At 36.3% G+C, this 22564-nt stretch carries 23 protein-coding genes; 8 read left to right on the forward strand and 15 right to left on the reverse strand.

Going from position 1 to position 22564, the window contains the following annotated elements:
- Positions 1 to 91: 91 nt before the first annotated feature.
- From prmC to lepB, 8 genes are all read right to left on the reverse strand, one after another.
- The gene (prmC, locus tag ACFO3L_RS10375) at positions 92 to 922 is read right to left on the reverse strand and encodes a peptide chain release factor N(5)-glutamine methyltransferase (protein ID WP_379967069.1); all 831 of its coding nucleotides are present in this window, start codon (positions 920 to 922) and stop codon (positions 92 to 94) included.
- A complete protein-coding gene (prfA, locus tag ACFO3L_RS10380) occupies positions 915 to 1988 on the reverse strand; it encodes a peptide chain release factor 1 (RefSeq protein ID WP_379967072.1) in 1074 nt (357 codons plus the stop codon). The genes prmC and prfA overlap by 8 nt, the downstream gene beginning before the upstream one ends.
- A 17-nt stretch (positions 1989 to 2005) precedes the next feature.
- Positions 2006 to 2584 carry a thymidine kinase gene (locus ACFO3L_RS10385; protein ID WP_379967075.1) on the reverse strand — a complete coding sequence of 193 codons (579 nt, stop codon included), beginning with the start codon at positions 2582 to 2584 and terminating at the stop codon, positions 2006 to 2008.
- 116 nt (positions 2585 to 2700) lie between these two features.
- Positions 2701 to 2916, reverse strand: coding sequence for a helix-turn-helix domain-containing protein (locus tag ACFO3L_RS10390; RefSeq protein ID WP_379967078.1), 216 nt, complete (start codon positions 2914 to 2916; stop codon positions 2701 to 2703).
- An 11-nt stretch (positions 2917 to 2927) separates the two neighbouring features.
- Positions 2928 to 3398, reverse strand: a complete 471-nt coding sequence (locus tag ACFO3L_RS10395) for a DUF2975 domain-containing protein (protein WP_379967081.1) — start codon at positions 3396 to 3398, stop codon at positions 2928 to 2930.
- Between the two features lie 144 nt (positions 3399 to 3542).
- The gene (locus ACFO3L_RS10400) at positions 3543 to 4109 is read right to left on the reverse strand and encodes a GNAT family N-acetyltransferase (protein ID WP_379967084.1); all 567 of its coding nucleotides are present in this window, start codon (positions 4107 to 4109) and stop codon (positions 3543 to 3545) included.
- 13 nt (positions 4110 to 4122) lie between these two features.
- Complete coding sequence (locus ACFO3L_RS10405) at positions 4123 to 4509, reverse strand: OsmC family protein (RefSeq protein ID WP_379967087.1); 387 nt, start codon at positions 4507 to 4509, stop codon at positions 4123 to 4125.
- A gap of 43 nt (positions 4510 to 4552) precedes the next feature.
- Complete coding sequence (gene lepB, locus ACFO3L_RS10410) at positions 4553 to 5125, reverse strand: signal peptidase I (protein WP_379967090.1); 573 nt, start codon at positions 5123 to 5125, stop codon at positions 4553 to 4555.
- A gap of 177 nt (positions 5126 to 5302) precedes the next feature.
- Between lepB and ACFO3L_RS10415 the strand changes: the two genes are divergently transcribed.
- The 3 genes from ACFO3L_RS10415 (at position 5303) to ACFO3L_RS10425 (ending at position 8872) form a co-directional block, all read left to right on the forward strand.
- Positions 5303 to 6712 carry a TrkH family potassium uptake protein gene (locus ACFO3L_RS10415; protein ID WP_379967093.1) on the forward strand — a complete coding sequence of 470 codons (1410 nt, stop codon included), beginning with the start codon at positions 5303 to 5305 and terminating at the stop codon, positions 6710 to 6712.
- Between the two features lie 152 nt (positions 6713 to 6864).
- Complete coding sequence (locus tag ACFO3L_RS10420; RefSeq protein WP_379967096.1) at positions 6865 to 8208, forward strand: MurT ligase domain-containing protein; 1344 nt, start codon at positions 6865 to 6867, stop codon at positions 8206 to 8208.
- Position 8209: 1 nt separating this feature from the next.
- Positions 8210 to 8872, forward strand: coding sequence for a type 1 glutamine amidotransferase (locus ACFO3L_RS10425; RefSeq protein ID WP_379967099.1), 663 nt, complete (start codon positions 8210 to 8212; stop codon positions 8870 to 8872).
- Between the two features lie 445 nt (positions 8873 to 9317).
- Here ACFO3L_RS10425 and ACFO3L_RS10430 read toward each other — a convergent pair whose 3' ends face one another.
- From ACFO3L_RS10430 to ACFO3L_RS10440, 3 genes are read right to left on the reverse strand one after another with little or no spacing between them, the layout of a single operon-like run.
- Complete coding sequence (locus ACFO3L_RS10430) at positions 9318 to 9647, reverse strand: DUF3221 domain-containing protein (protein WP_379967102.1); 330 nt, start codon at positions 9645 to 9647, stop codon at positions 9318 to 9320.
- 38 nt (positions 9648 to 9685) lie between these two features.
- A complete protein-coding gene (locus tag ACFO3L_RS10435) occupies positions 9686 to 10516 on the reverse strand; it encodes an endonuclease/exonuclease/phosphatase family protein (protein WP_379967105.1) in 831 nt (276 codons plus the stop codon).
- A gap of 33 nt (positions 10517 to 10549) precedes the next feature.
- Positions 10550 to 11395: a fructosamine kinase family protein gene (locus ACFO3L_RS10440; protein ID WP_379967108.1), complete on the reverse strand. Its 846-nt coding sequence runs from the start codon at positions 11393 to 11395 to the stop codon at positions 10550 to 10552.
- Between the two features lie 157 nt (positions 11396 to 11552).
- On the opposite strand from ACFO3L_RS10440, the gene ACFO3L_RS10445 reads away from it, so the two are divergent.
- Positions 11553 to 13817 carry a glycoside hydrolase family 65 protein gene (locus ACFO3L_RS10445; RefSeq protein WP_379967111.1) on the forward strand — a complete coding sequence of 755 codons (2265 nt, stop codon included), beginning with the start codon at positions 11553 to 11555 and terminating at the stop codon, positions 13815 to 13817.
- Between the two features lie 111 nt (positions 13818 to 13928).
- The gene (locus ACFO3L_RS10450; protein WP_379967114.1) at positions 13929 to 14948 is read left to right on the forward strand and encodes a LacI family DNA-binding transcriptional regulator; all 1020 of its coding nucleotides are present in this window, start codon (positions 13929 to 13931) and stop codon (positions 14946 to 14948) included.
- Positions 14949 to 15433: 485 nt separating this feature from the next.
- On the opposite strand, the gene manA is transcribed toward ACFO3L_RS10450, so the two are convergent.
- The 3 genes from manA to ACFO3L_RS10465 all read right to left on the reverse strand — a co-directional run bounded on the left by manA (position 15434) and on the right by ACFO3L_RS10465 (position 18597).
- On the reverse strand, positions 15434 to 16384 hold the full coding sequence (gene manA / locus ACFO3L_RS10455) for a mannose-6-phosphate isomerase, class I (protein WP_379967117.1): 951 nt from the start codon (positions 16382 to 16384) through the stop codon (positions 15434 to 15436).
- A gap of 37 nt (positions 16385 to 16421) precedes the next feature.
- Positions 16422 to 17423 carry a serine hydrolase domain-containing protein gene (locus tag ACFO3L_RS10460; RefSeq protein WP_379967120.1) on the reverse strand — a complete coding sequence of 334 codons (1002 nt, stop codon included), beginning with the start codon at positions 17421 to 17423 and terminating at the stop codon, positions 16422 to 16424.
- A 367-nt stretch (positions 17424 to 17790) separates the two neighbouring features.
- The gene (locus ACFO3L_RS10465; RefSeq protein ID WP_379967123.1) at positions 17791 to 18597 is read right to left on the reverse strand and encodes a CppA N-terminal domain-containing protein; all 807 of its coding nucleotides are present in this window, start codon (positions 18595 to 18597) and stop codon (positions 17791 to 17793) included.
- A 167-nt stretch (positions 18598 to 18764) separates the two neighbouring features.
- Between ACFO3L_RS10465 and ACFO3L_RS10470 the strand changes: the two genes are divergently transcribed.
- The 3 genes from ACFO3L_RS10470 to ACFO3L_RS10480 all read left to right on the forward strand — a co-directional run bounded on the left by ACFO3L_RS10470 (position 18765) and on the right by ACFO3L_RS10480 (position 20664).
- Positions 18765 to 19190, forward strand: a complete 426-nt coding sequence (locus ACFO3L_RS10470) for an HIT family protein (RefSeq protein ID WP_379967126.1) — start codon at positions 18765 to 18767, stop codon at positions 19188 to 19190.
- Positions 19191 to 19544 (forward strand): YtxH domain-containing protein, encoded by a 354-nt coding sequence (locus ACFO3L_RS10475; protein WP_379967129.1) that lies wholly within the window; start codon positions 19191 to 19193, stop codon positions 19542 to 19544.
- 121 nt (positions 19545 to 19665) lie between these two features.
- Positions 19666 to 20664 (forward strand): peptidylprolyl isomerase, encoded by a 999-nt coding sequence (locus tag ACFO3L_RS10480; protein WP_379967132.1) that lies wholly within the window; start codon positions 19666 to 19668, stop codon positions 20662 to 20664.
- 226 nt (positions 20665 to 20890) lie between these two features.
- On the opposite strand, the gene ACFO3L_RS10485 is transcribed toward ACFO3L_RS10480, so the two are convergent.
- The gene (locus ACFO3L_RS10485; protein ID WP_379967135.1) at positions 20891 to 22549 is read right to left on the reverse strand and encodes a PTS lactose transporter subunit IIBC; all 1659 of its coding nucleotides are present in this window, start codon (positions 22547 to 22549) and stop codon (positions 20891 to 20893) included.
- Positions 22550 to 22564: the final 15 nt, after the last annotated feature.

Consider the following 22564-nt stretch of genomic DNA (forward strand, 5'->3'; position numbering starts at 1 on the left):
TCACTAAAAGGCTTTATTTGTTTATTTCTCAAGGTTTTCTTAAGATTTGAACCCTTTGAAATTTATTATTATCCACAGTTTTGTGGATAAGTTATTCGACAACAACCATGCGATCTTGTCCGCTTAAATCTTGATGAACACTTACTTTTTTATGTGGGAAATACGTTTGAAAAAGGCTTCGAACCGCTTTGCCTTGTAAATAACCAATCTCTAAAAAGATTTTGCCGTCTTTCGCCAATTTCTGACTAGCCTCTTTGGCTAACTGTTCATAAATCGCTAAGCCATGATTTTCAGCAAATAAGGCCATTTTGGGTTCAAAGGTTCGAACGCTTTCGTCCATCATTTCCCATTCTTCTACTCCAATATAAGGGGGATTCGAAATTAAAATATCAATTGGTTGTTGAATCGGACTTAACGTATCCCCTAAATAAAAATCCAATTTCGCTCCTAGTTTCGTAGCATTTTCTTGTGCCACGTTTAAAGCTTCCTGCGAAAGATCAACCGTGGCGACTTGCCAAACAGGGCGTTCTAATTTAAGCGTGATACTAATCGCACCCGTCCCAGTCCCAACATCGACAACATAAGCTGCTTCTGGCGTCCCTTTTGCTAAACATAAGGCCACAAGTTCTTCCGTTTCTGGTCTAGGAATTAATGTATCTTCGGTAACTTTGAACATCCGACCATAAAATTCTTCAAAACCCAATAAATACTGCGGGGGATAATGGGCTTTTAATTTTTCTAAATCACGTTTTAATTGTCCCTCTTCTGCTTCTGGCATTTCCCGGTTCCAATTTAATAACCAATCGGTCTTACTCCATTTTTTCCGACCTAAAAAAACATATAAAATATGAGAACCATCAATCCCGGCATCTTCTAAAAAAGAAGAAGCCCAAAAGAGGACTTCTCGATAGGTTTTAGCCATTTTGCAACTCATCCAATTTCGATGTTTGATCGTATAAAATTAATGCATCGACAACTTCATCTAATTTTCCTGCTAAAATTTGGTCTAATTTTTGAATCGTTAAACCAATTCGATGATCGGTTACACGGTTTTGCGGGAAGTTATACGTACGGATTCGTTCTGAACGATCCCCAGTTCCAACTGCTGATTTACGGTTTGCATCATATTCGCTACGCGCTTCTTGTTCTAATTTATCATAAACACGGGCACGTAGGACTTTCATCGCTTTTTCACGGTTCTTAATTTGTGAACGTTCATCTTGCATCGCAACAGCAATCCCAGTTGGAATATGCGTTAAACGAACGGCAGAAGCGGTTTTATTGACGTGCTGACCACCGGCACCAGATGCATGATAGATATCGATACGAATATCTTTATCGGCTAAATCAAGCTCAACTTCTTCTGCTTCCGGTAAGACAACAACCGTTGCAGTTGACGTATGAATTCGTCCTTGTGATTCAGTTGATGGCACACGTTGCACACGGTGTGCACCACTTTCGTATTTTAATTTTGAGAAGACATTTTCACCAGTAATCATCATGATGACTTCTTTGTAGCCACCGATTCCTGTAACGTTGGCGTCCATCACTTCAACTTTCCAACCTTGCGCATCCGCGTAACGTTGATACATTTCAAATAAATCGCCCGCAAATAACGCCGCTTCATCTCCACCAGCTGCTCCACGAATTTCCATAATAATATTTTTATCATCATTCGGGTCTTTTGGTAAAAGTAAAATTTTAATTTGCTCTTCTAGTTCTTCTTTTTCTTTCTTTAAATCGCTTAGTTCTTCTTTCGCCATTTCAGCCATATCAGCATCTAAATTCTCAGACAATAGTTCTTCTGTTTCACTGATTCCTTCAACAACGACTTTATAACGACGATACACAGCAACGGTTTGGCGTGTATTTGCCTCTTCTTTTGACAAAGCCATAAAACGCTTCGTATCAGAAACGACTTCAGGGTCACTTAATAATTCCCCTAGCTCTTCATAACGGTCTTCAATGGATTGTAATTGATCGTACATGGAAATACTCCTTTTCTTTATTGATTATTCATTTTTGGATTAAAATAATGTTGACGGCAAACTGGGAAGTACGCTTCGTTACCACCAATCTGGACTTGCTCACCTTCATAGACAGGCACTTCGTTCACATAGCGCAAGTTCATGATGGCCTTTTTATGACAAAACCAACAAATGGTTTTCATTTCTTCAATTTTATCAGCGTATAGCAAAAGATACTTAGAGCCTTCAAACAGCTCATTCATAAAATCATTCTTCAAGCCAAACGCCATCACCGGAATGTTCAACTCATCGACGATTTTCATTAACGACAATACATGATGTTTGGACAAAAATTGTGACTCATCAATTAACACACAATACGGTGTATAATCGAGCGCTTGAATCGTTTGAAAGATATCGGTACCTTCATGAATCGGTAACGCTTCTTTTTCAATACCAATACGACTAGCGACTTTACCAACGCCCGCACGCGTATCAATCCCACTTGTCATTAGGACGACTGGTTTGTTTTGTTCTTCATAATTGTGGGCAACTTTTAAAATTTCAATTGATTTCCCACTATTCATTGCGCCGTATTTAAAAAATAATTGTGCCATCTTTCTCCTCCACTTGCTCCTTTGGTATTATACTTGAAAACGTGAAAATTTTACAGTAAATTCTTTCACATGATTCATAAGCTTAAGATTTTGCATTTGATTCACACTTTTTATGCTTATTCATGCTCACTTTCCTCATAAACCAATAAGTCTCCCGGTTGGCAGTCAAGCACTTCACAGATTTTACTTAAGGTTGAAAAGCGAATCGCTTTTGCTTTGCCATTTTTTAAAATTGAAATATTTGCCATTGTAATATCAATTTTTTCTGAGAGCTCCGTCACACTCATTTTTCTTTTTGCTAACATCACATCTAAGTTCACTAAAATAGCCATTTTATCCCTCCTTAAATCGTTAGGTCTTGATCACGCTTTAGATAGACCGCTTGCTTAAATAATTCCTCAACGATTTTTCCAAAAACAACGAGTGAAAAAGGAATGGAAACAATCATTAGACCAACAATGATTAACCCTGGTGCATCATCTAATTCAGCCACCCGATAGACAAAAGGTAAAATACCACAAAAAGTCACAGCCATTCCCACCATCCGTTGATTTAACTTCTTAGCTAAAGGTAGAATTTGATTTGAGAAAGCTTGCTCATTTCCAATTAAGGAAACTATTTGATATAAATAAAACAAGGCACTAAATGCAAACAAATCTGTTAAAAGAATTGAAGTAAAGAACAGGGGAATGGTAAATGATTTACTCGTTTCTCCACTCGTGAATACTTCTATCCCTATTAAAAATGTCAGAAACGATATAATCGTTACGAATAGGATAATCACACCTTTAAAAAAGATTGCTTTTGTTTTCAATTGAACCACCTCTTTATTTGATGCGCCCATTATAAAACTTAATAAATTGTTTTTCAATTAATTTTTATCGAAAAACGATAAATTTTACAAAAAATAATCACTTCTCCACTAAGAAGAAGTGATTATTAAGCTAAAATTGTAACCTTAACCTAAATCACGTTCAAAACGTCGAATTTTATTATTTTCATTAATACGCCATTCGGTTTGCAATAGACCAAAATCAATTTGATCGTACCATTTACCACTTTTATAAACGCTCTCACGATTCACGCCTTCTTGAACAAAACCAATTTTTTTGTAAACATTCAAAGCCTTTTGATTAAATCCGTGGACACTCAGACGGACCTTGTGTAAACCTAAATGATCGAAAGCAAAGGCTAATAATAACTCAATTGCCTCGGTTCCATAACCTTTCCCACGATTTTCAGCGTGTGGAATCCCAATTCCGATAGCTCCATGCCGATTTTTAAAGTAAACATTGGTTAAAGAAATAAAACCAATCAGTTGATCATTCATTGTCCGACGAATCGTAAAATAAAAATCTTCATTACTCATCGTATCACTAAACATTTTTTCCCAATCATCAATGTTAAACGGATGAAAAACATCTTCACTGATGCCTTGCATAAAGGCTTCATCCCACTGCCACTGCGCAAACAATTCACTATCGCCTGCACGTAACTCGGCCAAATAAACTTCTTTTCCTCGCATCGCTTTTGCTCCTTTAAATAAATTTAACCGCTTCAGTTACCACAATGGCTGGGTCAATCGATTGAATGACCGGACAATTCGGTGAAATTAATTTGACACAACGCTCGGCTTTCTCATGAAATTCTTCAGCAATTTTGGCATGGATAACAAAATCAATCGATTCAACAGGATTTGTCTTACGTTTTTCATCCCGTAAGTAACTAACTTCAATTTTTTCGATTTCGTGTGGAATTTTTGAGTTATTCAACACCGAGGCATAGACATAACCTCCACAACTTGCGACTGCTGAAACAAGCATTTGGACAGGTGAGTAACCTTGTTCACGTTTTAAAACCCATGAACCATTTTCAATTGGTAGTGTATGTGAAGTATCTTTGACATTGATTGTTAGTTTTTCCATCTATTTTTCGCTCCTTTATTTTCATCATGTTGTTAATTTCAAATTAATTAAATATTTTCATTTCGTTAATTGGCCAATAACGCCAGATAACCTTACCTTGAACATACGAGTCTTTCACAAAGCCAAAATAGCGACTGTCTTTTGAAACGAGACGGTTATCTCCTAAAACAAAATACTCATCTTCTGGAACAGTGAATGTGAAATCGTCGGTAAAGTTCGTCGCATTTTCTGCAATCGCTTGGAAGTCCGGATTGTATTCGTAGACTTTAGCTAAATTTTCGGCTGCAAAAAGCGTTAAATATTCTTCTAAATACGGTTCTGGTACATTTTTACCATCAATTGTTAATTGATCATCGTGCATTTCAACGGTTTCACCGGGTAAGCCTATCACCCTTTTTACCGCCAATTTACTTAAATCGTCAGGTTCTTTTAATGTGATAATATCAAAACGATCTGCTTCTTGCGTTTTTAACGTTAACAATTTTTGACCATCGTTCAAGGTGGGATCCATGGAGTGCCCTTTCACCGAAACCGGCGTTAAAAAGTATACTCGAAGGATAATAAATGCGGCTAATACGAGTAAAAAAAGCCCCCAATTTTTTATAAAACTTTTCACTTTATTCCCTCCTCTTTCATTGCTTTATTTGAAATAAGTATAACATAGCTTTTGATTCTAAGCTTTAACGATCAATTGTAATTGACAATCTTTTTATTGAATCACTCTTTCTAGACCTTTTCTGTTGCAAAATTTGTTATACTAACAGTAATATCAACCTTTCTAGGAGGAACATTCATGTCTTTGGAACGAAAAATCCGCTTATTTTTCAGGCGAAATCGTCTATTCTTTTATCAGCGAATCTCTTCAATTCAAATTATTGTCAGTTATTATATTGTGATGACAATCGTGGCATTAGGCCTTTTTTACTTACCTATTTTTCGGCAATCAGGCAGCGAGGCGTCTTTTATTGATTTACTCTTTATGGCTGTCAGTACGATTAGTGTGACGGGACTCTCAACTTTTCCAATTAATGAAGTCTTCAATCAAAACGGCGTCGTCTTACTCTCAATTTTATTCCAAATTGGCGGTCTCGGTATTATGATGATTTCTACTTTTTTCTTTATCGTGTCCAATCGTAAAATTTCATTAAAGCAACGACAACTCATTATGACCGATATGAATCAACCTCGACTGAGTGGAATTGTTAATTTGATTCGCACAACCTTTTTAATTCTAATTAGTTTTCAAATTATTGGTGGCATTATTTTTGGAATTCATTTTAAAGTTAAAGGTTTTTATGATAATTGGTTTGATGCTTTTTTCAACGGGTTTTACCAAGCAATTTCAGCTGTAACCAACTCTGGATTTGACGTTACCGGCCATTCAATTGTCCCTTACGCCGAAAACGTTGGATTCCTATTGGCCATCATGTTCTTAATTTTTATCGGTGGTATCGGTTTTCCAGTTATTATGGATTTTCGCTCTTGGTTTCTACAAAAAATAAAGAAAAAGGACTTACATCAATTGCCTTTTCGTTTTTCACTGTTTACAAAAATCTCGGTCTCATCTTTTGTCATTTTATTTATTGGCGGAACGATTGTCATCTTCTTACTCGAAAAAAACTATATGTTCCAAAATAGTTCTTTTTTTGAAACGTTGATAACAAGTATGTTCTACTCTGCAACTACGAGAAATGCTGGGCTACAAATTCATGACATTAGCGACTTTCAAACAACGACCTTGCTGATTTTTTCGATGTTGATGTTTATTGGCTGTAGTCCAAGTTCCGTCGGTGGTGGTGTGCGGACAACAACGGTCATGATTATCGGTCTATATTTATTCTCTTTCTTGAAAAGTGAATCCAGAGTCAATGTTTTTGGCCGACAAATCGATAACAACGATGTACAAAAAGCCGTTATCGTTTTCATGCTTTCCTTAGCCATGTGTTTTAGTAGTGTCATTATCTTGACTGCCACAGAAGATTTCTCGCTAATTTCGATTATCGTGGAAGTCGCCTCAGCTTTTGGAACGACGGGTATGTCTCTTGGCATTACTGCTGATTTATCAAATTTTGGTAAATTAGTTATCGGCATGCTTATGTTTATCGGAAGAATCGGTATGCTTTATACCTTGCTATTATTCGTACCAAAAGAAACACGTGACCTTGGCTATGAGTACCCAACAGAAAAAATTATTATCGGCTAATGATTTAGGGGATGTGACGAATGCCACATCCCCTTTATTTGCGTTTTTTTATTTAAATTATGTAAAAGCTTTTTTATCTTTTCGCTCGAATATGGTATGATTAATTGAATTTGGATGGTTTTTAACCTTTCCCAATATACTGGAGGTTTCAAATGAATATCAGACATTATTTTGCGGCATCGGTCGGCAAAACAGCACAGTGGGTCTTAAAGACATTTTTCAAGGGTGGATCGAGCTATCCGGGAAAAATCGCTTTAGAACTTGACCCTAAAATTCTTGACCATTTAGCAAAAGACTACGAAGTGATTGTTGTCACCGGAACAAATGGTAAAACATTGACAACTGCATTAATTGTTAAAATTTTACAGCAAAAATTCGATAATGTTTTGACCAATCCAACAGGAGCTAATATGGTCCAAGGGATTGTTTCAACTTTTTTAAGTGCGAAAACGAAAAAAGGACAGAAGAAATTTGCTGTTTTAGAAATTGATGAGGCTAGCTTAGCCAAAGTCACAACCTATATCAAACCGAAGCTTTTCGTTTTCACCAATATTTTCCGCGACCAAATGGATCGCTATGGTGAAATTTATACGACCTATCAAATGATTTTAGACGGAGCGGCCCATGCACCAGAAGCGACTATTTTGGCTAATGGTGATTCACCGATTTTCAACTCAAAAGAGACTCCTAATCCACGAATCTATTATGGCTTTGATCATTTACCCGATGAAGAACAGATGGCTCATCCAAATACGGATGGCATCTTATGTCCTCACTGCCAACATATTTTACATTATCAAATGATTACCTATGCGAATCTTGGGAAGTATTACTGTCCATATTGTGATTTTAAACGACCTGAACTGGATTACCGTTTAACTCACCTTGGCCAGATGACGAATGTTTCTTCTGAATTTACGATTGATCAGCATGATTATAAAATTGAAGTTGGGGGCCTTTACAATGTCTACAACGCCTTAACTGCAGCTGCTGTTGGTGAACATTATGGACTTTCAGCTGACCAAATTCGTCACGGTCTCGGTTACGATGAAAAAATCTTTGGACGCCAAGAAGTCATTCAGATTGGTGATAAAAAATGTACACTTGTACTCGTTAAAAATCCTGTTGGCTTAAACCAAGTGATTGATACAATGAACTTATCTCCCGAAGAATTTTCGCTCGTTTGTTTACTCAACGCCAACTATGCAGATGGAATTGATATTAGCTGGATTTGGGACGGTTCTTACGAAAATCTAACGAAACGTGACATTCCACAAGTTTTAACTGGTGGCGACCGTCGTCAAGACATGACTTTCCGTCTACAAGTTGCAGGAATCGCTGAAGACAGGATTACGGAATTGGCATCATTAAACGATGTGATTAAAAAAATTCCTGAATTACCAACAGAAAATGTATATATCTTAGCTACTTATACAGCCGTTTTACAATTACGTCAAAAATTAACCGAACAAGGCATCTTGAAAGGAGGCAACTAAGATGGAAAAACGCCAACTACGTGTTGCCCACCTCTATGGGAATCTACTAAATACTTATGGTGATAACGGTAATTTACTCGTTTTAAATTACTTAGCTAAAAAAATGAATATCGATTTTGAGATTTCAATCGTCAGTATTTATGAACCCTTCCAAGCTTCAGATTATGACTTTGTCTTTTTTGGTGGCGGACAAGATTATGAACAAAAGATTGTTTCTGCTGATTTAAAAAGCAAACGCGATGAACTTGTTAAATATATCGAAAATGATGGTGTCATGTTAGCGATTTGCGGTGGCTACCAATTATTAGGACATTATTATGAGACGGCAGATGGTGATCGAATTCCTGGAATTAGTGCGCTTGATCACTACACAATTCGCCAGGACAATCATCGATTCATTGGCGATGTTAAAATATTCAATGAAGATTTTAACGAAACCTATGTTGGATTTGAAAATCATAACGGCCGCACTTTCCTAGGAGAAAATGAGCGTCCACTCGGTACAGTCGTTGAAGGTCATGGCAACAATGGCGATGATCAAGGTGAAGGCGTGATTTACCGCAACGTCTTTGGTTCTTATTTCCATGGACCAATCTTAGCTCGCAACGCCCATTTAGCCACTCGCCTATTAAATTTAGCTTTAGATAAAAAATACGGTGAATGATAAAAAACGAAGCTTGCTCGTCCGTTAGTGCTGATGGACCAAAAATAAAAATAGTATTCAGATTCGGTAGAGAAAAACCTCTACCGATTTTTTGTTCCCTATAAACAACAGGGTCCTAGCCTCCCGCTCCTCTACGAAAAATATCCTTGTAGGCGGATGCTACGAGACCGCTTCGATCCTATGGTCTCTCAGATCGAAAGCTTCAAGCTCTAGTTAGGGGCTAAAGCACTTAACGGGTTATCACACCTTTTTACAGATGAGACTATCGCAATAGTGATATTCAAAAAAATTGAATTCCTTGACTGAAAAAAACTATGATAGTTTATCATCAACACTAAGTATTAGATAACCCCTGAATCAAAGACTTGTATGAGGCAGGTCTTTGATTCAGGGGGGTGTTAACTGAATAAGATTTTCTTCATCGATTTTCAATCGGTAGCAATCTTTATTTGTTTTTTTCTTCATCTATTTTTTTAATTTCTGTGACCGTTGCTTGACCAGGAAAACTTGTTAAAATAGGGTCCTTCATGTAAATTTTAATACGATCTCCCACTTGATATTCAGCAGCTTGTTCCCATCTAAAAGCCAAATCACCTTGTATTTTCTCACTATTTTCTTCTTTGTATTTATCAGTTAAAATGGTGATGTGTTCTTGATTAATCTCAGTAATCGTCCCTATACTACTACTTTGTTGACTTAACATAAAGTAAATTAAGAAATATCCAGCGACAGCTAAAACAGTAACTATAAGAATCCCTTTTTTAACTTTACTCATTCATAACACTTCCTAATCTTTATACTTATTACTCTTTCCTAAACACTGGCTTTTATTAACTCTAATTCAACCATGATGCCATAATGGTCGCTGACTAACGGTGCATGAACGCCATCAAAAGTGACGGTATGATTTTTAACTTGAATACCTTCGCTGACAAAGACGTAATCAATTCTCAAGGATCCTTCGTGATCGTTCCAACCATCGATTGGTCCTTCAATCGTTGCTTCGCCAACAGTTGTTTCGGCGATTTCAAAACTATCCTTTAATTTAAGTGGACTATTCAATACGAGTTCATGTCCGACTGTACCGGCAATTTGGTTAAAATCGCCTGCTAAAATTAATGGGTTTTGGTTATCCATTAAGGCTTTTTCCATTCCTTGCCATTCAATCTTAAAGGCATCATTGGCCCACCATGAATGATGGATACTTCCAACTGTCACTAATTCTCCGTTTGTTTCTGTCACACCACTAACTAAAATTCGACGACGCGCATCAGCAGTATCACTACATTCTGACACTTGAGTAACGGTTGCTAATAATGGTTCTTTTGAAAATAAGGCCAGTCCTTCTTCAAAACGACCGTATGATAAATGACTAAATCCCCAAGTCCAATAATATTCTTTGTCCTCCACTAGCAAAGCTTCCGATAATGCGAGGGCAAAGTTATCGCGTAAGATTGGCCATGTGTCATTATTAAAACAATACCATTCATCTAAAATCCCTGCTTCTTCCCCTTGTGTTTGATTGACTTCTTGCAAAGCAATCACATCAAAGTCTTCTTCAATAATTTTATCAACGAGCTGTTGAAATTTTACTTCTTTATTTTCTTCTAGCCAACTATGGCAATTTAACGTTAAAATTTTCATTCTTACGTTCCTTCCTTTTATCTTCTTTTCTTTCTAATTTACCTGATACTTTTTCAGCCAGTCATCCCAAGCAAGTAAATATTGAGGTAAGTCTTCTCGATGGTGCCAGTAACAACGATACATTCTTAAATACAAACCAATTAAAACGCCCTCGACAACTTCTTCTTTTGGGTACTCCCCCAGTAGCAATTCGACGGCCGGTCTCAATGTTTCTTCGGTTAATTGTTCTGGTGATGAGCAAAAGGTTGCGACTAATTCAAACAAACGATCGCCGTATAATGTTTGTGGATCAATTACCGCCACGACTTGATTGTCGATTTGTAATAAATTGTGAATCCCACAATCACCATGTAATAAATAAGCCTGTGTTTGGTGTCGCTGATCCTTTGTCAATTGAGCCACTACCGTGTAAGCTTCTTGCGATAAAATTTGATCGTTAATTGGTTTTGCTTCATTAATTTCAGCTAATAAAAACGCTGACCAATCATTCAATGGTTGACTTGCCCAGCCCCACTTTGTTGGTGTAACGACCACCGCCTGTACCCACAATTTACGAACAAGTTTCATTAACATCGCTTGCTTATTCCTTATGGATTTTTGAATACTGCCAGATACATATTCATACACATAAAATTGTTGCTTGCGATCAAAAAATAAAACATTTGGTAGTAAATCAATCGATTGATAGGACTTCAAATAAAAAACTTCTTCATTAACTTCCACATTTTGTTTCAACACATATTGATACTGTTTTTCATCTGTTAATAACCAAACACGACTGACTGTGCCGCCATGTAATGGTTTCCCAGCTACGATTTTACTCGGTATTTTATAACTCTGATTGATTTTAATGATTGCTTGTTGCAGTATTTGATCCATCGACAAACTCACACCTTTAGCCATTTTATCTTTGCACGGAATAAATAATTCTTTTTAAGTATACCACGCTTTCACTTTCTGCAATAATTACGCTTGACCGCGCAACCGATTGCGTATATGATGTTATTAACAAAAACAATTATTTGGAGGTCTCATTATGAAATCGATTCAACGCTTATTCGAAATAGATCCTTGGAAAATTAAAACCGATCAATTAGACATCGAGAACCGTCGTCTGCAAGAATCCCTAACAAGTATTGGTAATGGCTATATGGGCATGCGGGGAAATTTTGAGGAAAGTTACTCAGGTGATCATCATCTTGGAACTTATTTAGCTGGTGTTTGGTATCCTGACAAAACACGTGTTGGTTGGTGGAAAAATGGTTATCCAGAGTATTTTGGTAAAGTCATCAATGCCGTTAACTTTATTGCAATGGACCTTTTTATCAATGATGAAAAAGTTGATTTGGCAACTGTTAAACCAGAAGATTTTTACTTAGAATTGGATATGGAAAAAGGCCTACTAACAAGAAAATTCACTGTTACATTAGCTGGTGCTACTGTTGCTTTTAAATTTGAACGCTTCTTAAGTATCGTCAAAAAAGAATTGGCGATGATTCAAGTGACTGCGACTGTTTTAGCTGGTGAAGCCAACATTCGTCTTGTTTCAAAATTAGATAACAATATTCATAACGAAGATAGTAACTACGACGAAATGTTCTGGCAAGCAAGAAATCAAAGTGCCACCAACGAATTTAGTCATTTAACAACGCAAACTGTGCCAAATAATTTTGATATCGAACAATTTGTGGTAACAACAGGAATGAAGCACAATCACGTGTCAGACAGTGCCCGTCACGAACCTTTAACTGTCGAACAAACATTTAATTTCCATTTAACAACCAATGAAAGTATCACATTAGAAAAACAAGTCATTGTTTTAACGAGTCGTGATGTTCCGGAAGAAAAACAAGTTGCCCAAATCGAGCAGTTATTCACTGACTTTGATCAAGATTACCTTTCTTTAAAAGAAGAACATGTATTAGCTTGGAAAAAACGTTGGGAACTTGCTGATGTTTTAATCGAAGGTGACGACGCTGCGCAACAAGGGATTCGTTTTAATTTATTCCAGTTGTTTGCAACTTATTACGGCGACGATGAGCGCTTAAATATCGGTCCAAAAGGCTTTACTGGTGAAAAATATGGTGGTGCAACGTATTGGGATACCGAAGCTTATGCCGTACCACTTTATTTAGCTTTAGCTGAACCAGATGTAACGAAAAACTTATTAAAATATCGTCATAACCAACTTCCCCAAGCACAACATAATGCCCGTCAACAAGGATTAAAAGGTGCGCTTTATCCAATGGTGACTTTTACTGGGATTGAGTGTCATAACGAGTGGGAAATTACCTTTGAAGAAATTCACCGTAATGGTGCGATTGCTTATGCGATTTATAATTATACGAATTACACTGGTGATGAAAGTTATTTACAAAAAGAAGGTTTAGAAGTTTTAGCAGAAATTGCTCGTTTCTGGGCTGACCGCGTTCATTTCTCAAAACGCCAACAAAAATACATGATTCATGGTGTTACTGGTCCAAACGAATACGAAAACAACGTCAATAATAACTGGTACACAAATATCATTGCGGTTTGGGTTTTACGCTACACGCTTGAAAATTACTTGAAGTTTGAAAAAGAAGCAACTATTCAAATTTCGGCTGAAGAACAAGCTCATTGGCAAGATATTATCGACAACATGTACTTCCCTGTTGACGAAGAATTAGGGATTTTCGTACAACACGATACTTTCTTAGACAAAGAATTAATGCCCGTTGCTGAACTTGATCCGATTCACTTACCAATTAACCAAAATTGGTCATGGGATCATATCTTACGTTCTTGCTTTATCAAACAAGCAGACGTGCTACAAGGAATTTATTTCTTTAATGAACAATTCAGCTTCGAAGAAAAACGAGCGAACTATGAGTTTTATGAGCCAATGACGGTTCATGAGTCTTCGCTTTCACCAAGTATCCATGCGATTTTAGCAGCTGAACTTGGAATGGAAGATAAAGCGTTAGAGATGTATGAACGTACCGCACGCTTAGACTTAGATAACTACAATAATGATACAGAAGACGGATTACATATTACCTCAATGACCGGTAGTTGGTTAGGTATTGTTCAAGGCTTTGCCCAAATGAAAACAGCGAACCAAACGTTAAGTTTTGCTCCATTCTTACCAAAAGCATGGAATGCCTACGCTTTCCATATCAATTATCGTGGCCGCCTCTTGTTTGTTAAAGTGAATGCTGAAACTGTGACCTTTACTTTATTAAAAGGTGAAACATTGGAACTAAACGTTTATCAAGAAAAAATCACTTTAAGCGATACTGCCACTATCGACCTAAAGTAACAAAAAAACCTTCATTTATCATGGTAAATGAAGGTTTTTCAATAGTTTACTAGTATTGTTTAATGTCTTATGATACGATAATTTTCGTTAAGGGTAAAGGAGTGAAGATACATGAGCATCACTGTAAAGGATGTCGCAAAAAAGGCAGGGGTTGCAACTTCTACCGTTTCGAGAGTCATTAACAATCACCCAAGTATCTCAGAAGAGACGAAACGAAAAGTTCGCAAAGTTATGGATGAACTCGGTTATATCCCAAATTTAGCCGCCCGCAATTTAGGTAAGAAAACCGCGAGTGCAATCGGTGTTGTTTTACCACCTTTAAATACAAAAGAACGTTTAGGAAATCCTTTTTATTTAGAAACGATTGAAACAATCAACGAAGAAGCTCGAAAATTCAATATGTCAGTAGCCGTTGCATCGGCACGGGATTTTGAGACGTTATTAGCCAATGTTGAACGCATGCATCGCCAAAAACAAGTTGATGGTTTTATTTTGACCTATTCGGATAAATTTGATCCGATTATTACGTACTTGCTCAATGAAAAAATTCCATTCACTTTAATTGGACAGCCCTACATGCAAGAGGAACGAATTATCTATGTTGATAATGACAACCAACTTCTTGGTAAACAAGCAACCGACCATTTAATCGAAAAAGGACATGAACGGATTTTATTTATTACAAATACGACACACGAAAACTTGTATTTCGAACGTTATTTTGGTTACCAAAAAGCCTTAATGATGGCCAATCTACCATTATTTTCAGTTGTTTCTTTTGAAGAAGCACAAGACTATCCTGAATTTCTTGAAGTCTTAAAAGACACTCAGGCAACGGCACTTGTCGTGATTGATGATTTATTTGCGGTGCGAATTATTCAATTGGTTCACCTTTTAGGTTATAAAGTCCCAGATGATTTGTCTGTCATTAGTTTTAACAACTCGATTTTTACAACACTTACCCACCCTTATTTAACCAGCATCGATATTGACGTTGCTTCACTTGGTTCGATTGCTACTCAGCAATTAATGGCGCAATTAACGAACCAAGAAATGCAAAGCAGCTTACGAGTTGTTGTCCCTCACGAATTGATTCAACGTGAAACAGTTTTAAATAAAAATTACGAATAGAATCGATTTACGAAAAACAAAGGAGTTGTGATTTTTACGCATCCTTTGTTTTTTTATTCTAATTAAAATAATCAAAATCAAACTCCGGCCTATTTATTACCGTTATTCTATAAAAAAACAGAATGGTTTTTATTATTATTTTAAAAGCCGCTCTGTTATACTCAAGCTATCAATAGCCTTGCTATTAGATAATCAAATAGAAATGGAAGTGGCATGATGAATATCGATGAAATTGTAAAAAAAAGCCAAAGATTTAATTTCCGAACAAAATCTAACTGAAGCAAAAAAATTCATTGAAGAGCACAAAAATGAACTAGGTGAATATTATGACAAATTAATTCAGATGGTTTCTAGTAATGCAGACGGCGTGATTGACAAAGTGAAAGATATCTTTTCAAAAAAATAGACCTCGTTCTCGTTTAATATTTCTTATAAATAAAAAAGAGAGACGAAAAAATCTTGATTGATTTCTTCGTCTCTCTTTTTTATTTTTGTCCAGGTTCAGAAGCAATGATTGTGACATCGCCTTGAATTTCCCAGCTTTCAATTTGATTAGGTAAAATAAAGCTTGTACCCATGTTTAATTCGTATGTTTCACCATTTACGACTAATTTACCGAAACCGGTAATAACCGTTGCTAGCGTGTAAGGAGCCGCTTTTTTGAACCTTAGGCTACCTTTCACTTGCCATTCATAAACATTAAAGAAATCTGTTTTTAAATAAGTAACAATCGCAGAATCACCTTTACGTACTTCTTGAATATTCAAGTCAGGTGTCTTAGCCGGAACAGTCGTCACGTCAACCGATTGTTGGATGTGTAATTCACGTGGTTGACCACTATCATCTTTACGATCGTAGTCATAGACACGGTATGTTGTATCAGAACTTTGTTGCGTTTCTAAAATCATAATTCCTTTACCAATCGCATGAATCGTGCCACTTGGGACATAGAAAAAATCACCTTTTTTAACAGGAACTCGGGTTAATAAATCATCCCAACGACCTTCATGAATCATTGCTGCTAGTTCTTCACGTGTTTGTGCATGATGCCCATAAATAATCTCTGCTCCTGGTTCGGCATCAATAATGTACCAACATTCTGTCTTACCTAATTCGCCTTCATTTTTCAAACCATAAACATCATCTGGATGAACTTGAACCGATAAATCATCTTCTGCATCTAAAATTTTTATTAATAATGGGAAAACATCTTCCGTTGAGTGACCGAATAGTTCTTGGTGCTCTTTCCATAATTGGTCCAACGTTCGTCCTTGGTAGGGACCGTTTTCAATTACACTTACACCATTTGGATGCGCACTAATTGCCCAATCCTCACCAATTTTATCATTAGGAATATCAAAGCCAAAAACCGTCCGTAAACGACTTCCACCCCATATTTTTTCTTGAAAAACCGGTTTCATAAATAATGGTTGCATAACTAATCTCCTCTTCATAAAAATAATTACTTAGTCATTATAACACGTTTTTAGATTCTATTTCAGTTAAATATGTAGCAATAACTTCGTCACGTTCGATGATGTATTTTTCTCGAAAATCATTTGGATGAACACGATTTGACAAAAAAATCATCGCTTGTTTTGTAGCGATATTCATTAAAATAAACGTCCCCGTATATCCTGTATGAAAAAGCCATTTCCCTTTTAAATCCCAACCGAACGAACGTTGACCGGTTTTATTTAGTGTTTGATCGTCTTGTAGCATTTCAATCGTTGATGGATTAAAATACTGCCCATCATTCTTTAAATACATCCGCACAAACGTTGCAATATCGTCAATTGTTGTAAATAATCCGGCATTCCCTGCATGTGGACCTAAAACACGCGCTTTTGGATCATGTGTCAGCCCTTTTAAAATAGTACCATCTGCCAATTTTTCAGTCGGAACAATATTGATCGTCGATAGGAAAGGAGGAAAACCACTCTGATTCATGCCTAATGGTTGCAAGACCTCTCTTTTAAAAATCGTCGTTAGATCTTCAGTGTAAATCTGTTCAATTAAAAAACCTAATAAAATCGTTCCTGCATCCGTATATTGCACTTTTTCTCCTAGTTTCGGCCCCGCTTCTAAATTTAAATATGCTTCACGCAAAGCTTTTTGATCCAATTGATCACGATTAGGAATCCAAGTCACAATATCAGACGTATGAGTTAATAAATGTCGCAGCGTAATTCGTTCATCTTTGAATGAAGGCAAGTATGTTTTCAAAGGAGCATCGACTGCCAGTTTTTCTTGTTCGATTAAACGTAAAATCAGACTTGTCGTACAAATAACTTTCGTTAAAGAAGCGACATCAAAAACATGTTCTTTCGTTAATTTTTCTAGCTGCGGTTCGGTAGCTGCGTAACCGAAAATCTGCTGTTCTTCTTCATCACCATCCAAAAAATGGTAAGCCACTCCCGAAAAAACACCCGCTTGTCTTTTTTGCTCAATACATTTTTGTGTAACTGGATGCATATTAAAATCCTTTCTCCCGTATAGCTTCGTGACTACAGCTTTTAGCTGAGCACTTTTTTATAGCCTCTTATTTGAAATGGCATTTCTGATGCAATAACTCGGTAATAAGCCAGAATTGTTTCAAAAGTAAAATACACTTTTGAAAAATCCTTTGCTTATTACTCGTTATTAAACGCCTCAGTCATAGCCTCTTATTTGAAACGGCATAAAAGGAGTAACGACTTCGGAGATAATTGTCACTGGAATAAATCAAAGGGCGATTTTTTCTAATGCCTACTTATCTCTCGTCGCTGAGCACTCATTTTATAGCCTCTTATTAGAAAAAGGTTGTGACTTTTTGTTGGTCACAACCTTTTTTATGCTGTTCTTATTTTGTTTTTTCTTTCATGAACCACCATTCGACTCCAATTGGATCATAAATGGTTATAATACTTTTCTTTTTATCAATAAAGAAATCTTGTTTCAGTTCAACTAAATGCGCTTCTAGCGCTAATAAATCGGCTTCTGAAATGGTAAATTTCAAGAAATCAATTCCTAAAATTTCATGTGTGGGAGTGATTACGTTTTCTTCCGCTGACTCTTCAAGAGCAACTGATAAATATTTCTCATGAGTGGTCTTTAAACTACCTGATGTAAAACCTAATACTTTCGTAAAGAAAGCCAATGCTGCTTTTTCGCTCGGAACATTTAAAGTTAAACCTTTCACACGTGTGTCGCCACTTAATAATGTTTCAATCTGACCGTGTTGCCCAAAATCATCGGCCGATTCAATTGCTATCTCACCTTGTTTTGTCGTTAAAATTAACTGGTTTTGTTCTGGATCAACAAGGCGAATCGTAATATTTTCTGGCGTCACTTCGACTGCTGAAACAGCGTGCTCTGCCTTTAATAGGCGTTGGTAAACACTTGCTAATTCATTAACGTTACTTAATTCTATTGTATAGTTAACTAATTTTTTTGTTTCGCCGAAGTGTTCACGTGCACGAGGGCTCTCTTCTAACCAAATTTGTTCATCTTGATTATCCGTTGTTCCCATAATAGCTAATGCGTTTTCTTCTTGCTTTAATTTGAATCCTAAAATGCCTTGGTAAAACTGAATCATGTTGTTCCGATTTTTTACTCGAATCGTCAACGTTTCTAAAAGTGCCGTACTTCCTAACATAAAACTAGACATTCAAAACTTCCTCTCTCTTACTTCTCAAATCATTGTACTTAGGAACGCCTTTTTATGCAACTAAAAACCTAAAACAAGCCTTTAATTTTGAATATTTTTTTGCAATTCCAGGCACTTATCCTATACAATAAGAACAAGTAATTGAAATTTCTTGAGGAGGTTTTTAAATGGAAAACTGTATTTTCTGTAAAATTATTAACAATGAGATTCCAAGCTATAAAGTTTATGAGGATGAAGAGGTTTATGCCTTCCTTGATATCTCGCAAGCAACACCTGGTCATACTTTATTAATCCCTAAAACACATGTCACTGATATTTTTAGTTATGATGATGTGTTAGCTGAAAAGCTTTTCTCACGCCTACCCAAAATTGCACGTGCGTTGGAAGCGGCTTTTCCTGAAATGGAAGGTTTAAATATTATTAACAATAATAAGGAGCTAGCTTATCAAACCGTCTTTCACTCACACGTTCATTTAATTCCTCGTTATACAAAAGAGGATGATTTTTCGATGCATTTTGGCAATCATATGGGCCAACAAACAGAAAATGAAATGACCGAAATTGCAGAAAAAATTGCAAAGCAGGTGAAGTAGATGGCAAAGGGATTTTTTAAAGGCCTTCTATTTGGTGGTTTCGTTGGTGGTTTCAGCGGTTTACTTTTTGCCCCTCAAAAAGGAGAAAAAACACGCGAAGAATTAGCCGAGCCTTTACAATTAATGGCGGATGATATTAAGGTTGTCAAAGCAGACTATCAAACGGTCACTGAAAAAACAGAAGAATTACAAGCACTCGCTGAAACAATGTTACCGACGTTTCAAAAGTCAATGGAAAAATCAATCCGTGCCTTTGAATTTCAAGCAGAACCGCGAATTGCTCGTATTAATGAACAATTAGAGCGACTTCAGGCCCATTTTCCGGAATCCAATCTAAAAAAGGATGAAGAATAAGAATTTTCTTTGAAGTTTTCGCAAAAGATTTTTTGAAGGCGTTCTTTTATAAAAAAGAGTATGGTATAGTAGAAATTGTTCATTAACTAAAGAATTTAAGATAACGGGAGTGCAAATATCCATGACTAAGAAAAAAATTATTTTAGCCCTAGCAACATCAATGAGTATTTTAGCTTTAGCGGCATGTTCGAATGAGCCTAAAAATACAGAAATCGCAACAATGAAAGGCGGCACAATTACCGCACTTGATTTTTATGAAAACGCACGTACACAACAAAGCAGTCAACAAATCGTTTTTGATTTAATCTTATCTGATGTTTTTGTTAAACATTACGGTGATGAAATTACTGATAAAGACGTAGAAAAAGAATTAAAAGAATTATTTGGTGATGATTTAGACGCCGCTTTAAAACAAAGTGGTCTTACTCGTAAAGAAGCGGATAAATTAATTCGCGATCGTCTTGCTTACGATAAAGGTTTGCGTGCACACGTTGAATTAACTGACGCTGATTTAAAAGCGGCTTGGGAAGCTTTCCATCCAGAAGTTGAAGCACAAATCATCTCTGTTTTATCAGAAGAAGATGCAGCGGATATGATTAAAAAAGCCAATGAAAAAGACGCAGACTTTGGTAAATTAGCTAAAGAAAATTCTTTACACTCATCGAAAGACGATAACGGTAAAGTAACATTCAGTTCTTCAACGGATACAAGTGTCGTACCTGCTGAAGTTAAAGCAGCTGCTTTTGAATTAAAAGACGGTGAAATCTCAGAAGCGATTCCTGTTGCTTCGCAATACGGTACAACTTATTACGTTGTTAAAATGGTGAAAACACAAGAAAAAGGCAACGATATGAGCAAGTTTGAAAAAGAAGTTAAGGAAGCGGCAACTACTGCTAAATTAGCGGACCAAGCATTTATCAACAAAGCCATTGGTGAAGAATTAATTAAAGCCAACGTAAAAGTCAAAGACGAAGCGTTCGCAACTCTTCTAACACCATTTATTGACGCTGCGAACCCACCAAAAGCAAGCAGTGATTCATCTGAAGAAGCGTCAAAAGACTCTGAAAAAGATTCTTCTGAAGAAAAAACAGATGAAACAACTGATTCAACTTCAAAATAAGTTTAAAATAAACCGATTGGAAATACTCGTTTCCAATCGGTTTTTCTAAGATCGATGTCAATTGATATGGGTAACTATTATTTTGTTAATACGAGATATATGAATCTTCTTTTCAAAATGTGGTGTCGTAACCATCATTTTCACTGTAAAACTCGTCCACATCAAAAATCACACAACCCTAGTTAATCCGAAAAATTAAACTAACTCCTAAGTAATGCTAGGTAATTTAAACTGATTTTAAAATAAACTCAACTGCTTCTTTTGGATTTCTTGTTAATTTGATGTATTCTGCACCAGTTGTAGCGACTACTTTTACGCCTAATTTATCTGCATCTTCTTGAATATCAGATAAATATGAGTTAACTTGGGGTGCTAAAACAACTAAATCGAAGTTTTTCATAATATCATAGTGAGAACCATAGGCTCCCGCTTGTGCTGTAATATTAATACCCGTATGTTGAGCTCCTTCTACTAGAGCATTTGCTAGCATCGCGCTTGTTCCAGCTCCGGCACATAATACAAGAACTCGTTTGCCTTCACCAATTTTATCAATGTTTTCTTCTCTTACAACAGCGTCTTCAATATTTAATTCTTCGATAACTACCTCTAATTCAGCATTTAAAGCTTCTTCTTCAAGTAATTGTGCATCATAAGCTTTGATAAATGGTAAGTAAATAATTGCATCTACCACAACTAATAACACTGTTAGAAGAACAACGAGTAGGCTAATACCTGTTCCTAAGATTAAGCCGATTGGTGCTGGTGTTGCCCATGGTAAGACATAGATAAAACTGTTCATTTTTAAAATATCAACGAAGAATTTAAAAATCCAAACATTTGCAATTGGTGCCGCTAAAAATGGAATGAAGAAATATGGATTTAAAATAATTGGAGTGGCAAATAACAATGGTTCGTTTACAGCAAACATAACGGGTATAAAGGATGTTTTTCCGACTGCTTTTAATTGTTTTGATTTTGCAAATAACATGAATAGGAATGGTACAACTAAGGTAGCACCAGTTCCACCCATTGTCCCAACAAAGTTACCTAAACCAACTGTTAATACATTAGAAGCTTGTTCCCCTGCTTGATACAATTGTAAATTAGCTTCTACATTAGTATAAATAATAGCTGCAATCGCTGGTTCTACAATTGACGGACCATGTACACCAACAAACCAGAATAATGCCATCGCCCCCCAGATGATTGCAATTCCTAAATAACCATCTGCTGCTGAAAATAATGGTTGTAGTGCTGTGATGACTGTATGAGCAAATGACCCACCAAAAATATTTCTAAAGATTAAATCTAATAATACGCCTACAAATACTGCTAATGAAAATGGGATAATATCTCTAAACATTTGTGATATTGTTCCTGGTACTTCCTTAGGCATTTTAATTGTTAAATCACGCTGAACACAGAATTTATAAACATTAGCAGTAATAAAAGCAGCTATGAACGAGGCAATTAAACCTTTAGTTCCCATAAATTCAGTTGAAATACCACCATCAATTTGTTCCACACTTAACATCATAAAGCTTGCAATTGATGCTAACATAACTGATACTTCATTAATTGTCTTGCCTTCTGGCATTCTTCTATTTAGTGAACTTGTTAAACTTCTAGCTGTTGTAGCTGATATCAGCAACCCAACAATCCCCATAGAATAACCATAAACCTTCCATAACCATGTAGAAAATGCGGGGGATAAAGTGAAACCTAAAACTTCAGGTACAGCGGCAACCATGATAAAAATACTTGAAAATAGAATAGCTGGCATTGCCGTTAGGAAACCATCTCTGATGGCTCCTAAGTAGATATTACGAGAAATTTTTTCAAAGAACGGTTTTGCCTTTTCAATTTGTTTGATAATTACGTTCATCTTCAAACAACTCCT

This window comes from Enterococcus eurekensis (assembly GCF_042654605.1).
Taxonomy (GTDB): domain Bacteria; phylum Bacillota; class Bacilli; order Lactobacillales; family Enterococcaceae; genus Enterococcus_I; species Enterococcus_I eurekensis.

Bases quoted from the DNA above. Each gene is read 5' to 3' on its own strand.
- ACFO3L_RS10485 (WP_379967135.1), bottom strand. From the start codon at position 22,549: ATGAACGTAATTATCAAACAAATTGAAAAGGCAAAACCGTTCTTTGAA.
- ACFO3L_RS10420 (WP_379967096.1), top strand. From the start codon at position 6,865: ATGAATATCAGACATTATTTTGCGGCATCGGTCGGCAAAACAGCACAG.
- ACFO3L_RS10465 (WP_379967123.1), bottom strand. From the start codon at position 18,597: ATGTCTAGTTTTATGTTAGGAAGTACGGCACTTTTAGAAACGTTGACG.
- ACFO3L_RS10425 (WP_379967099.1), top strand. From the start codon at position 8,210: ATGGAAAAACGCCAACTACGTGTTGCCCACCTCTATGGGAATCTACTA.
- ACFO3L_RS10390 (WP_379967078.1), bottom strand. From the start codon at position 2,916: ATGGCTATTTTAGTGAACTTAGATGTGATGTTAGCAAAAAGAAAAATG.
- prmC (WP_379967069.1), bottom strand. From the start codon at position 922: ATGGCTAAAACCTATCGAGAAGTCCTCTTTTGGGCTTCTTCTTTTTTA.
- ACFO3L_RS10470 (WP_379967126.1), top strand. From the start codon at position 18,765: ATGGAAAACTGTATTTTCTGTAAAATTATTAACAATGAGATTCCAAGC.
- ACFO3L_RS10415 (WP_379967093.1), top strand. From the start codon at position 5,303: ATGTCTTTGGAACGAAAAATCCGCTTATTTTTCAGGCGAAATCGTCTA.
- ACFO3L_RS10440 (WP_379967108.1), bottom strand. From the start codon at position 11,395: ATGGATCAAATACTGCAACAAGCAATCATTAAAATCAATCAGAGTTAT.
- ACFO3L_RS10400 (WP_379967084.1), bottom strand. From the start codon at position 4,109: ATGCGAGGAAAAGAAGTTTATTTGGCCGAGTTACGTGCAGGCGATAGT.
- ACFO3L_RS10450 (WP_379967114.1), top strand. From the start codon at position 13,929: ATGAGCATCACTGTAAAGGATGTCGCAAAAAAGGCAGGGGTTGCAACT.
- manA (WP_379967117.1), bottom strand. From the start codon at position 16,384: ATGCAACCATTATTTATGAAACCGGTTTTTCAAGAAAAAATATGGGGT.
- ACFO3L_RS10460 (WP_379967120.1), bottom strand. From the start codon at position 17,423: ATGCATCCAGTTACACAAAAATGTATTGAGCAAAAAAGACAAGCGGGT.
- ACFO3L_RS10405 (WP_379967087.1), bottom strand. From the start codon at position 4,509: ATGGAAAAACTAACAATCAATGTCAAAGATACTTCACATACACTACCA.
- prfA (WP_379967072.1), bottom strand. From the start codon at position 1,988: ATGTACGATCAATTACAATCCATTGAAGACCGTTATGAAGAGCTAGGG.
- ACFO3L_RS10435 (WP_379967105.1), bottom strand. From the start codon at position 10,516: ATGAAAATTTTAACGTTAAATTGCCATAGTTGGCTAGAAGAAAATAAA.
- ACFO3L_RS10430 (WP_379967102.1), bottom strand. From the start codon at position 9,647: ATGAGTAAAGTTAAAAAAGGGATTCTTATAGTTACTGTTTTAGCTGTC.
- ACFO3L_RS10445 (WP_379967111.1), top strand. From the start codon at position 11,553: ATGAAATCGATTCAACGCTTATTCGAAATAGATCCTTGGAAAATTAAA.
- ACFO3L_RS10480 (WP_379967132.1), top strand. From the start codon at position 19,666: ATGACTAAGAAAAAAATTATTTTAGCCCTAGCAACATCAATGAGTATT.
- ACFO3L_RS10475 (WP_379967129.1), top strand. From the start codon at position 19,191: ATGGCAAAGGGATTTTTTAAAGGCCTTCTATTTGGTGGTTTCGTTGGT.
- ACFO3L_RS10385 (WP_379967075.1), bottom strand. From the start codon at position 2,584: ATGGCACAATTATTTTTTAAATACGGCGCAATGAATAGTGGGAAATCA.